At 73.3% G+C, this 12,218-nt stretch carries 10 protein-coding genes; 9 read left to right on the forward strand and 1 reads right to left on the reverse strand.

Annotated features, from left to right (window positions below; all coding sequences use genetic code 11):
• A partial coding sequence (locus tag VFV89_RS07835; protein WP_329705363.1) for an MFS transporter occupies nucleotides 1-1,081 on the forward strand: 1,081 nt, incomplete at its 5' end.
• On the opposite strand, the gene VFV89_RS07840 is transcribed toward VFV89_RS07835, so the two are convergent.
• Nucleotides 1,078-2,601 (reverse strand): S8/S53 family peptidase, encoded by a 1,524-nt coding sequence (locus VFV89_RS07840; RefSeq protein ID WP_329705364.1) that lies wholly within the window; start codon nucleotides 2,599-2,601, stop codon nucleotides 1,078-1,080. The genes VFV89_RS07835 and VFV89_RS07840 overlap by 4 nt on opposite strands.
• A 99-nt stretch (nucleotides 2,602-2,700) precedes the next feature.
• Here VFV89_RS07840 and VFV89_RS07845 point away from each other — a divergent pair, with 99 nt between their 5' ends.
• The 8 genes from VFV89_RS07845 to dapA are packed head-to-tail and all read left to right on the forward strand — an operon-like array spanning nucleotide 2,701 to nucleotide 11,526.
• Nucleotides 2,701-5,322 (forward strand): CHAT domain-containing tetratricopeptide repeat protein, encoded by a 2,622-nt coding sequence (locus VFV89_RS07845; protein ID WP_329705365.1) that lies wholly within the window; start codon nucleotides 2,701-2,703, stop codon nucleotides 5,320-5,322.
• A 56-nt stretch (nucleotides 5,323-5,378) separates the two neighbouring features.
• A complete protein-coding gene (locus tag VFV89_RS07850) occupies nucleotides 5,379-6,665 on the forward strand; it encodes a hypothetical protein (RefSeq protein WP_329705366.1) in 1,287 nt (428 codons plus the stop codon).
• A gap of 47 nt (nucleotides 6,666-6,712) precedes the next feature.
• Nucleotides 6,713-7,999 carry a hypothetical protein gene (locus tag VFV89_RS07855; RefSeq protein ID WP_329705367.1) on the forward strand — a complete coding sequence of 429 codons (1,287 nt, stop codon included), beginning with the start codon at nucleotides 6,713-6,715 and terminating at the stop codon, nucleotides 7,997-7,999.
• A 5-nt stretch (nucleotides 8,000-8,004) separates the two neighbouring features.
• Nucleotides 8,005-8,826: a PhzF family phenazine biosynthesis protein gene (locus VFV89_RS07860; RefSeq protein ID WP_329705368.1), complete on the forward strand. Its 822-nt coding sequence runs from the start codon at nucleotides 8,005-8,007 to the stop codon at nucleotides 8,824-8,826.
• Nucleotides 8,827-8,836: 10 nt separating this feature from the next.
• Nucleotides 8,837-9,646, forward strand: coding sequence for a thymidylate synthase (locus VFV89_RS07865; protein ID WP_329705369.1), 810 nt, complete (start codon nucleotides 8,837-8,839; stop codon nucleotides 9,644-9,646).
• On the forward strand, nucleotides 9,643-10,167 hold the full coding sequence (locus VFV89_RS07870; RefSeq protein WP_329705370.1) for a dihydrofolate reductase: 525 nt from the start codon (nucleotides 9,643-9,645) through the stop codon (nucleotides 10,165-10,167). Before VFV89_RS07865 ends, VFV89_RS07870 begins: the two co-directional genes overlap by 4 nt.
• A 52-nt stretch (nucleotides 10,168-10,219) precedes the next feature.
• Nucleotides 10,220-10,582: an STAS/SEC14 domain-containing protein gene (locus VFV89_RS07875; RefSeq protein WP_329705371.1), complete on the forward strand. Its 363-nt coding sequence runs from the start codon at nucleotides 10,220-10,222 to the stop codon at nucleotides 10,580-10,582.
• Between the two features lie 47 nt (nucleotides 10,583-10,629).
• On the forward strand, nucleotides 10,630-11,526 hold the full coding sequence (gene dapA / locus VFV89_RS07880; protein ID WP_329705372.1) for a 4-hydroxy-tetrahydrodipicolinate synthase: 897 nt from the start codon (nucleotides 10,630-10,632) through the stop codon (nucleotides 11,524-11,526).
• The last annotated feature ends 692 nt before the right edge of the window (nucleotides 11,527-12,218 follow it).

Genomic DNA, 12,218 nt, shown 5'->3' on the forward strand with positions numbered 1-12,218 from the left:
GGCGGCACCCGGGCTGGTGGTCCCGCACCTGAGGGACGAGCTCGACCTGAGCTACACGGTCGGCGGGCTGCACGTCGCCGCGTTCGCGGCCGGGAGCCTGGTGGCCGGGTTGGCGTCGTCCCGGCTCGAGGTGGCGATCGGCCGCCGGGCCCTGCTCTGGTCGTCGGCCGTCCTGCTCTGTGTGGGGACGGTCGGCCTGACCGCCGGCAAACTGGCGGTGGTGACCATCGCGGCGGTCCTGGTCATGGGGCTCGGCGGCGGGCTCCTCCTGGCCACCATCCAGGCGATGCTCGCCGACCACCACCACGAGCACAGCACGGTCGCGCTGACCGAGGCGAACGTCGCGGCGAGCATCGCCTACGTCGTCCTCATCGGCGCCTTCGCCCTGGCCGCGGCACTCGAGGTCGGCTGGCGGGCCGCACTGCTGGTCTCGCTGGTCGTGCCCGCGCTGGTCTGGTGGACCAACCGGCGGCTCGCCATCGAGACCGCCGCACCTCATCCGGACCAGGAGCGGGTCGGCCTGCCCCGGGCGTTCTGGGTCGCCGCGGCCGTCCTCGTCTGCGTCACCGCGGCGGAGTGGTGCGTCACCGCCTGGGGCGCCACCTTCGTCGACGACGAGGTCGGCGTCTCGACCGACACCGCAGTCAGCCTGATGGTGGGCTACTTCGGCGGGGTCGTGGTCGGACGGACGGCCGGCAGCCGGCTGGCCAGGCGCCACGACCCCTCGCGCCTGCTGGCGGTCGCACTGGCCATCGCGGCGATCGGCTTCGCGGTCCTCTGGCCGTCGGGTTCGCCCGCGCAGGCGGTCGTGGGGCTGGCGCTGCTGGGAGTCGGCATCGGCAACCTGTTCCCGATGGCACTCTCCCTGGCCGTCTCGCTGGCCCCGGGCCGGGCCGGGGCCGCGAGCGGCCGGGCGGTGATGATGACCTCGCTCGCCGTGCTGCTCGCACCGCTGACCGTCGGGGCGCTGGCGGACGCGACCTCGCTCAAGCTGGCGCTGGTGGTGGTTCCCGTCCTGCTCGTGCTCGCCGCGACCGGGCTCGCCGGCGTACGGCGAGCCCGGGCAGCGACGCTCGTCTAGGTGCGGGTGCCCGGGAGCAGGCGCAGTGCCCGCCCGAAGTTGGGGGTGGGGGTGCCGCGCTGGAGCAGTCGCCGAGCGGCGCGAGGGGGTGACGTGATTCCCTTCTCGCGCATCATCCGCGAGATCGCCCCCGCGATCTGTGGTGCGGCGAACGACGTGCCGCTCCACACCGCCCAGGCGTTCTTCGGGTAGTGGTCGGGGGGTGGCCACGACGGGTGGTGCTTGCTGAACGCCGGGTCCTCGTCGCCCGGGACGAAGGTCGACACGATCCCCTGGCCGATGCAGCTGCACGTCACCCAGGGCCCTCGCGACGACCAGCCCGCACCCTGCATCCGGGTGTTCAACGCGGCCACGGAGATCACGCGGTCTGTGAAGGCCGCCGGCCACACCGGCCGGTTGTCCCCGTAGTTGCCCGCGGAGACCACGACCGCCGGGGCCTCACGCTTCCGGCGTGCCACGATCTCGTCGATCACGTCGAGGGCCAGCTCGAGGGCCACGCTCGGTCGGTCGTCCACGGTGCGCATCCCGACCGACAGGCTCAGCACGTCGGCGCCGTCCTTCACCGCCCGGATCATCGCGGCGGCGATGGCGAGCTCACTGGCGAAGCCGTCGCTGTCAAGCGCGCGGTAGACCCTGATCCTGGCGTCGCGGTCGACCAGCCGCACGATCCCCGCGGCGAAGGTGCCGTGCCCGGCCGCGAAGTCGAGGAAGCCGTTCTTGGGCCGCGGGAACCTGTCGAGCGGGTCGATGTTGCCCTCGGCGCCCGGGGTCCGTCGGACCTCATTGAGCCATCCGTCCGTGCGGGTGTTGGCCTTCGCGATGCCGGTGTCGATGACGGCGACCATGACCTTGCCCTGCGGCTTGCGCCGACCGGCCGCGATGAACGCTTCGTCACTGGCGTCCGCCTGGGTGGGCGCCGGGCCGACGGCCGCCTTGGCGACGATGTGCAGCGCCGTGACCAGGTGGGGCGAGACCTGCACGGGTGCTCCGCCGGCCGGCCCGCCGGGCGCTGGGCCGGCTGCTCCGCCGGGTGGTGTGGCCAGCTCACCCATCGCGCCGCGCATGTCCTGGTTCCGCGACTCGTCGGAGCGCCGGTACGTGTAGACGCTCAGCCTGCCGGCGAGCTCCCGGGGGATCTCGGAGCCCGCGGCATCCGGCGGAAGCCGGTGGAACCCGTTGTCGTTGAGTGCAGTGTCCGCCTCCGTGGAGGGGCTCCGTCTTTTGTCTTCGTGCCGGACGAGGAGCTCCCCAGGCACGACCAGCGACCATCGCCTGCTGGCGGTCGGCTCGGTCGTGAAGTGGACGACGTTCGAGCCGGCGTCGGAACGCCGGTCCTCGAGCAGCTGGTCCAGCTCGTCCTTACCGTCGGGGACGGCGCTGCGTTGCCGCGTCCCGGTTGCGCTGGTCTTGCCCGCGAGCAGGTCGGTCTGCTCCCGATTGCGCTTGCGGTCCTGCGTCTCCTGCTCCGGGGTGCGTGGCGGGACGTGGAGGTCCGAGAACGGTGCCGGGTCGGTGGCCATGGGTGCCTCTCTTGGTCTTGTGCTCTGTGTCTTGTGTGACATGGCGGCGGGGAGAGACGCGGTCCTCCCCTGCCTAGTCCCGATACGCTGAGCGCCGCAATGGATACTTCGGGTCATGCGGCCGGCCCGACCGCCCTGCTGACCCGGGCCGAGGCGGCGTACCAGTTCGCGGTCGCGGACCCCGCTGCCGCCGCGCCGGTGACGGAGGCGCTCGTGATCGAGGCCCGCCGCACCGGCGACGTCGAGGCCGAGGTGCTGGCCCTGCGGGCCCAGGCGTGGTGCGTAGTCCGTGCCGAGCTCGCCGAGCAGCGGGGCCGGCGGCTGCTCAACCGCGCCGCCCGCCTCGCGGAGGCGGCCCGGCTCGACGAGCGGCTCGCGGAGGTCCTCCTCGTGCGGTCCGCGGTCAACGAGGAGCTGGGCGCCACCCGCGCGGCCGAGCGGGACCTGCTGCGTGCCCGTGACCTGCTGGGCGACAAGGTCCCGCCCGGCCTGGAGCAGCAGACCGCGGTTCTGCACCAGAACGCGGGCCGGATCGCCGAGGCCGCGGCGATCTACCGGCGCGCGCTGAGGCGGCGCGACCTGCCGGTCGACATCCGGGGGAAGATGACCAACAACCTCGCGTTGATCGAGGCCCAGCTCGGCCGGTACGGCGTCGCACTGGCCCTCGCCGGCCAGGCGCGGGCCCTGGCCGAGCAGATCGGTCCGTTCGCGACGGCGATCTTCACCGAGAGCGAGGCCTGGGTGCTCGCCCATGCGGGCCGGCTCCCCGAGAGCCTGGCGCTGTTCGAGGAGTCGGAGCGGCTCTTCGAGGTCGCGGACCTCCCGCTCGGAGAGCTGCACGCCGACGCCGCCGACGCCTTCCTCGATCTTCGGCTGCTGCCCGAGGCACGCTCGGCGGCCGACCGCGCCGTGCGCGAGTTCAGCGACACCGACGTCCCGCTCATGCGGGCCGAGGCGCAGCTGCGCGTCGCCCGGGTCGCCCTGTCCGAAGGCGACGCGGAGGGCGCCAGCAAGGCGTCGCGCGAGGCCGTGGAGGCCTTCCGGCAGCAGCAGCGAGTGGGCTGGGCCTGGCGCGCCGCGGTGGTCGGGATCGAGGCCCGCCTCGAGGCGGGGACCGTGACTCACACCGATCTCCGGGACGCGCGTCGCGCGGCGGCGACGCTCGAGCGGTTGGGGATGACGGTCGAGGCGGTCGACGCGCACCTCACCGCGGGGCGCGCGGCGAGCCGGCTCGGCCGCGACGCCTGGGCGCGGGAGAGCTTCGAGCACGCCCACGAGCTGGCCCGTGGCTCCTCGATGCTGACCCGGCTGCGCGGCCGGCTCGCGGCGGCCTCGGCAGCGGCGCTCCGGGACGAGCCCGCGCTCGTCGTACGCCACTGCCGCCAAGGGCTGGAGGACCTCGAACGCCACCGCGGCCAGCTCGCCTCGACCGAGCTCCGCGTGCTCGCCTCGGCGCACGGGGTCGAGCTCGGCCAGCTGGCGCTGCGTGCCCTGCGGGGGACCTCGTCCGCGGTCAAGGTGTTCGACTGGATGGAGCGCAACCGGGCCACGGCCCTCCTCTCGGTGCAGCGCGCCGGCGTCGACGGCTTCGCCGAGGAGTTCGAGCGGCTGCGCGAGATGCGCAGCGAGATCGACGCGAGCGGCGCCTCCGAGGCCCTGGTCGCGCGGCACGCCGCGCTCGAGCAGCGGCTCAGGCGGCTGACGTGGGGAAGCAGCAACGGCAGGAAGCACGCCCGGACCCGGCGGGTCCCGACCCGGGAGCTGCAGGCGCTGCTCGGAGACCGGGTGCTCGTGGAGTACGGCGTCCTCGACGGCGAGGTCTTCGCGGCGGTCGTCACCGCGGACCAGGTGACCGTGAGCACGGTCGCGCCGGTGGCGGTGCTGCGCGAGGAGCGCGACCGGCTCGCGTTCGCGCTGCGGACCTTGGCCCGCCTCGTGGGCCGCGACGCGCGGCCCGAGCGGGCCAGACTGGCCCGTGAGCGGGTGGCCGGGCTGCGCCGGCTGCTGGTCGAGCCGCTGGCGCTGCCGCCGGACCGGGAGGTCGTCGTCGTGCCCGTCGATTTCCTCCAGAGCGTCCCGTGGTCGGCCCTGGTCGACGCGCCGGTGTCCCTGAGCCCGTCGGCGTCGTTCTGGGCCGGCGCCCGGCAGCGGCCCCGGCCCGCATCGGGGAAGGTGCTCCTCGCCGCGGGCCCGGGACTGTCCGCGGCCGAGGACGAGGTCCGGCGGCTGGGCCTCCGGCACGACGACAGCGTGGTCCTGGTCCCGCCGGACAGCACGGTCCGCCGGGTCGCCGACGAGCTGGATGGCGCCACCACAGCCCACTTCGCCTGCCACGGGGTCGTCCGTGCCGACAACCCGATGTTCTCCGGCCTGCGGCTGAGCGACGGACTGCTCACCGTCCAGGAGCTCGAGCTGCGCGACCTGGCGCCGTACCGCGTCGTCCTCGCCGCCTGCGAGGCGTCGGCCGACATCGCCTACACCGGAGGCGAGCTGCTGGGCTTCGTGAGCGCCCTGGTCGCCCGAGGGACCGCCGGCGTCCTCGGCAGCATCCAGCTGGTCCCGGACGAGGCGGCGGCCGGGTTCATGGTCCGCGTCCACGAGGAGCTCCACGGCGAGGCGACCCTGGCGTCCGCGCTGCACGCGGCGCGGGGCTCGCTCGACCTCGACGACCCTGCCGACCTCGTCAACTGGTGCGGCTTCACGGCCTACGGCGCCGCGTAGACCTGGGGCGGGCGCTTGGCCGGCCGCCACTCGACCGCCCTCTCTAGGCTCGTTGCATGCGCTCCGACGCGGACCTCGCGGTCTACGTGGCCGCGCGGTGGCCGTCACTGGTCAGGGAAGCCGTCCTGCTCGGCGTCGGTCCCGACGAGGCCGCCGACGTGGCCGTCGACGCCCTGGCCCGGTGCCGCAAGCGCTGGCGGCAGGTCAGCCACGAGCACGACCCCGACGCGGTGGTGCGCGAGGAGCTCGCTTGGGCCGCGAGCCGGCGCCCGACGACTCCGACCGAGAGCCGTGAGCGGGCCGCGGAGGACCTCCTCGTCCTGGCGCCACCGACGATCCGGGACCTCGAGCAGCGGGCCCGCGACAGCTCCCGGGCCACCCTCGAGAAGGCGGCGAAGGTGGCGGTGCCGCTGGTCCTGGTGGCGGCGGGCGCCGGCGCGTACTTCGCGACGACCGGCGACGGGACGAAGGAGCCGCCGTCCGCACCTCGCGAGACCATCTCGCAGGCTGCGACCACGCACGCGGAGAACCCTGCTCCGGGCGTCGTCTGGTACGCCGACGGCCAGCTCCACCTCGCGGACCGGGTGGTGGCGGTCGAGGGCCTGACCAACATGACCCGGATAGGCACCGGAGTCGTGTACGGCGACGAGGAGGGCCGGGTCGTCCACCTGCGGGCCGACGGCACGCGCGACCTGCTCGGCCACACCGACCCCGCAGCGCCGGTCGCGGCCAGCGACGAGAGCTCCTGGGCAGCATGGGTGGACACCGGGACCGGCGCGCTGGTCGTCGAGCAGGCCGACACCGGCGAGGTGGTCGGGACCACGGAGGTCGCAGCCGCGGCGCGGGTGGTCGCCGTCGACGGCACCCAGGTCTACTTCGTCGACGCCGACGGTCTGCAGGTCTACACCCCGGGCACCGACCCGCAGCTGCGGCCGTTCCTGCCCGGCGACATGCTGGACGCCCGAGCCCGGATGACGGCGTTCCAGGGTGACCAGGCGACCATCCAGGTGTCCCCGGCGTTCTTCAGCGTGGTCCACGCGCTTCCCGGGCAGGGCGCCCAGCTGTCACCGGATGGGCGGCTGGTGGCGACCCGGCTCCCCGACGGCAGGGTGGCGATCTACGACACGGCGTCGGGCCACCGGTTGGACAGTGGTCTCGCCAGGACCGACGACGTCGTGGCCTTCGCGCCGGGCCGCTACCTCACCATGGACTACGTCGTGGTCTCGAGCGCCGGCGTCCCGACCCACGACCTCGAGCTGCGCACCTGTCGCCTCCGCCCGACGACCTGCACGACCGCCACGCGGATCCCCAACACCGGCGGCATGCCGGTGCTGGCCCGCTGACCGCTCCCGCGCGCCGACCGCTCCCGCGACCGACCTAGGCTCGCGGCATGCGCGCGGACGCTGACCTGATGGTCTACGTGGCCGCGCGGTGGCCCTCACTTGTGCGGGAGGCCGTCCGGCTCGGTGTCTCGCCCGCGGAGGCACCGGACGTGGCCGCCGAGGCACTGGCCAGGTGCCGCCGCGCCTGGGGCCGCGCCAGCCGCGAGGAGAACGTCGATGCGCTCGTCCGGGAGGAGCTGGTGAGGGCGGCGAGCCGGCGGGCGCACACGCCCGAGGCCACCCGCGAGGAGGCCGCCCGGGAGCTGCTCGTCCTGGCGCCACCGGACCTCGAGGACCTCGAGCAACGGCAGCGGGAGAGCGACCGGGCAGGGCTGAAGCGCGCCGGGATCGTCGCCGTACCGCTCCTGCTTGTCGCAACGGGTGCAGGCGCCTACGTCGCCACGTCCGGCGACAGCGGCGCGAACCCGGACCGCGACGACGTCCTCCCCAACGTCGCCGTCGTGCGCGAGGAGAACCCGGCCCCGGGCGTCGTCTGGTACGCCGACGGCAAGCTCCACCTCGCCCACCAGGTGCTCTCGGTCGACGGGGTTCGGGACATGACCAGGATCGGCGACGGGGTGGTCTACGGCGACGACGAAGGGCTGGTCGTCTACGCCGCCGACGACGGGAGCCGAGAGGTGTTGGGCCACAAGGACCCGGCTCTCCCGGTCGTGGCCACCGACGAGACCGGCTGGGCCGCGTGGGTCGACCCGACCGGGAAGACACCCAGGCTGGTGGTCACGGAGGCGTCGACCGGCAACGCGGTGCGCAGCTTCCCGGTCGGTCCCGGGGCCAGGGCGGTCGCGGTCGACGGCAACGCGGTCTACTACTCCGACCCGCACGGCACCTACGTGGTGCCGTCACCCTCCGGTGAGGTGGCCCCCTTCGGCCCGTGGCCGCTGCTCGACGTGCGCTCCAGGATCCGGGCCTCGCAGGTTGCCAAGGACACCATCGAGGTGGTGCAGTCGATCTTCAACGCGTCCTTCGACGCGCCCGGCCGCGGGGCGGTCCTCGCGCCCGACGGCGTCTACGTCGTCACCCGCGACCCGGTCACGGGCGAGGTCATGCTCTACGACAACCGGTCCGGTGACCGGCTCCCCACCGGCCTCGACGACGGTGACGAGGTGGTGGCGCTCAGCCCGGGCACCCGGCTCACGATCGCCTACGTCGTCCGGCCGTTCGGCGCCTCCGCCGAGGACGGCTTCGAGCTCCGGACCTGCGACCTGGCCAGGAACCAGTGCGTGGTGCGGGCTCGGATCCTCGGCGCAGGCCCGACGCCGGTGCTGGCAAGGTGAGCCTCGTGCACACCTTCCACCAGGTCGACGTCTTCGGCTCCGGACCGCTGACTGGCAACCCGGTCGCCGTGGTCCACGACGCCGACGGCCTCGACGACGCCCAGATGCAGCTGTTCGCCCAGTGGACCAACCTCAGCGAGACGACCTTCCTGTTGCGACCCACCCAGGAGGGTGCCGACTATCGGCTGCGCATCTTCACCGCGAGCCGCGAGCTGCCGTTCGCCGGCCACCCGACCCTCGGGAGCGCGCACGCCTGGCTCGAGAGCGGGGGGACGCCGCGCGGCGAGCACCTCGTCCAGGAGTGCGAGGCCGGCCTGCTGACCATCGAGCGCGGCGACCAGCTCGCCTTCAAGGCCCCGCCACTGCTGCGCGAGGGGCCCGTCGACGACGGCGAGCTGGTCGCGATCACCGACGCACTCGGGATCACCCCCGACGACGTCGTCGACGCCCGGTGGCTCGACAACGGCCCGGGCTGGGTCGGCGTACTCCTGGAGGACGCGCACGACGTCCTCGAGCTCCACCCGGACCGCGAGAAGCTGAGCGGTCTCGACATCGGCGTCGTCGCCCCGTGGCGCGACGGCGGCAGCGACGCAGCGGTCGAGGTGCGCGCCTTCGACAGCACCACCGAGGACCCGGTCACGGGCAGCCTCAACGCCGGCCTCGGCCAGTGGCTGGCCGGAACGGTGCTCCCCGACAGCTACGTCGCCTCGCAGGGCACCGCCATCGGCCGTCGAGGCCGGGTACACGTGAGGCGGGAGGGGAGCACGGTGTGGGTGGGAGGAGACACCCGGACGACGGTCCGCGGTGAGGTCTCGCTCCAAGACTAGGTTTGACGTCGTGCAGCAGTACCTCGACCTCCTCACCCGGATCCTCGACGAGGGCGTCGAGAAGTCCGACCGGACCGGCACCGGGACGCTGAGCGTCTTCGGCCACCAGATGCGGTTCGACCTCTCCGACGGGTTCCCGCTCGTCACCACCAAGAAGGTCCACACCCGCTCGGTCTTCGCCGAGCTGCTCTGGTTCCTTCGTGGCGACACCAACGTCAAGTGGCTCCACGACCGCGGCGTCACGATCTGGGACGAGTGGGCCGACACCGACGGCGAGCTGGGCCCGATCTACGGCTACCAGTGGCGGTCGTGGGCGACCCCGGACGGCCGGCACGTCGACCAGGTGGCGCAGGTGGTCGACCAGCTCCGCACCAACCCCGACTCGCGGCGCCACATCGTCAGCGCCTGGAACGTCGCCGACATCCCCGACATGGCGTTGGCGCCGTGCCACACCATGTTCCAGTTCTACGTGGCGCCGCAGGACGACGGGCCGGGCCGGCTCAGCTGCCAGCTCTACCAGCGCTCTGGGGACGTGTTCCTCGGGGTGCCGTTCAACATCGCTTCTTACGCCCTGCTCACCCACATGGTGGCGCAGGTGACCGGCCTCGAGCCCGGCGACTTCGTGCACACGCTGGGCGACGCGCACCTCTACCGCAACCACCTCGACCAGGCCAGGCTGCAGCTGACCCGCGACCCCCGGGCACTGCCGACGCTCCGCCTCGACCCGGCGGTCTCCGAGCTCGACGCCTTCGACCTCGAGCACATCCAGCTCGACGGCTACGACCCGCATCCCGGCATCAAGGCGCCCATCGCCATATGACCAAGCGGGTCGTGATGGTTGCGGCGGTCGCTCGCAACCGGGTGATCGGCAACGGCCCGGACATCCCGTGGCGGATCCCCGGCGAGCAGGCCGAGTTCAAGCGGCTGACGACCGGGCACGTCCTGGTCATGGGCCGGGCGACGTACGAGTCGATCGGCCGCCCGCTGCCCGGCCGGACCACGATCGTGCTCACCCGCGATCCCTCGTGGTCCCCTTCGAGGCTCGCAGGCTCGCACCTCAGGACAGGCGCCGACGGCGTCCTCGTCGCGCACAGCCTCACCGACGCGCTCGCGCAGGCGGCACTGCTGCCCGGCGACGTGATCGTCGCGGGCGGCGCGCAGGTCTACGCCGAGGCGATCGGGCTGGCCTCCGAGCAGGTCATCAGCGAGGTGCCGCTCGAGCCCGAGGGTGACGCGTTCTACCCGGAGATCGACCCGGCGGTCTGGGAGGAGGTCGGCCGGGAGCCGTTCGACGGCTACGAGCGGGTGACCTGGCTCCGCCGGGAGCGGCTCGCTGGCTGAGCCGCCCGGAACGGGTGAGCCGGTCATCGGGCGGTCTTCCTAGGGTGGGCTCATGCTCAAGGTCATAGACGACATGCCGCAGGGCACCATCGGCTTCGAGGCGAGCGGCAAGGTCACCGACGAGGAGTACCGGGAGGTGCTCGTCCCAGCGGTCGGGGCGGCGGCGGAGGCAGGCGGCGTCCGGCTGCTCTACGTGCTGGCCGACGGCACGTCGTACTCACCTGGCGCTGTCTGGGCTGACACCAAGCTCTGGGCGGGGAACCTCCGGGGCTGGCAGCGGGTCGCGGTCGTGTCCGACGCGGACTGGCTCGAGAACGCCGTCAAGGCCTTCGGCTGGCTGATGCCGGGGGAGGTGCGGGTCTTCGACGACGACGACGTCGAGGACGCCAAGAAGTGGCTGACCGAGGACGACTGACCCACTCTCGTCCATGACGGCGGGTCGCGGTCGATATCCTTGAGTCCATGACCGGTACGCCCTCCGCCCCGTTCGGCCGGCTGCTGACCGCGATGGCGACCGCGTTCAAGGACGACGGCTCGGTCGACCTCGACGGCACGGCACGGATCGCCCGACACCTCGTCGACCACGGCCACGACGGCGTCGTCGTCTCCGGGACGACGGGTGAGTCGCCGACCACCACGGTGGCCGAGGACGGCGAGATCCTGGCCGCGGTCAAGGACGCGGTCGGCGACCGGGCCACCGTGGTCGCAGGGGTCGGCACCAACTCCACCGCGCACTCGATCGAGCTGGCGGTGCAGGCCGAGAAGGTGGGCGTGGACGGGCTGCTGCTCGTGACGCCCTACTACAACAAGCCGGGCCAGGCCGGAGTGCTCCACCACTTCCGGACCGTGGCCGAGGCGACCGGCGTACCGGTGATGCTCTACGACGTGCCCGGCCGCACCGGCACCGCCATCTCTCTCGAGACCTACGCCGCGGCCATCCAGATCGACACCGTCGTCGCGGTCAAGGACGCCGTCGGCGACTACCTGCGTGGCGTCAGGATCATGGAGCTGGGCTACGCCCTCTACTCCGGTGACGACGCGAGCAACCTCGGCTGGCTGGCCCACGGCGCCGCCGGCTTCGTGTCGGTCGTGGGCCACGTGGCCGGCAACGAGCTGCGCGCGATGCTCGACGCGTTCGACGGGGGTGACCACGCCAAGGCGCTCGAGATCTTCACCCGGCTGGTGCCCGCGATCGATGCCGTGATGGGCGTGCCCAACTACGGCGCGACCAGCGCCAAGGCCGGGCTGCAGCTGCTCGGCGTGCTCGACAACCGCAACGTCCGCGGCCCGCTGGTGCCGCTCGACGACGACGAGTACGCCGCCCTCCGCACCGGCCTGGAGGCCGCCGGCCTGCTCTGACCCGGGCGCGCGGGTGAGTCCCAGCACCAACTCGCGCGGCTTCGAGGCTCGGCGCTGGGGCGCCTCGCACCTCAGCCACCGTGGTGGCCTGCCGCTGGTCGAGCCTGTCGAGACCTCCGCAGGGAAAGGCACCTGCTGGCCCGTCGCCGGTCGAGCCTGTCGAGACCTCCGCAGGGTGGGCACCCGGGCTGAGTCCCAGCATCGGGTCACCGGGCTTCGAGGCTCGGCGCTGGGGCGCCTCGCACCTCAGCCACCGTGGTGGCCTGCCGCTGGTCGAGCTTGTCGAGACCTCCGCGGCGATGGCACCTGCTGGCCCGTCGCCGGTCGAGCTTGTCGAGACCTCCGCAGGGTAGGCACTCGGGGTGAGGTCCAGCATCGGGTCACCGGGCTTCGAGGCTCGGCGCTGGGGCGCCTCGCACCTCAGCCACCGTGGTGGCCCGCCGCTGATCGAGCTTGTCGAGACCTCCGCAGCGAAGACACCTGCTGGCCCGCGGTGGCTGAGGTGTGAGGCCGTTCACGGCCGAGCCTCGAAGCCTGAGCCAGGTTGGGCACCCGACGTGGGTCCCAGCACCGGGTCGCGCGGCTTCGAGGCTCGGCGCCGGGGGCGCCTCGCACCTCAGCCACCGTGGTGGCCTGCCGCTGGTCGAGCTTGTCGAGACCTCCGCGGCGATGGCACCTGCTGGCCCGTCGCC

It is taken from the genome of Nocardioides sp. (assembly GCF_036274455.1).
GTDB lineage: Bacteria > Actinomycetota > Actinomycetes > Propionibacteriales > Nocardioidaceae > Nocardioides.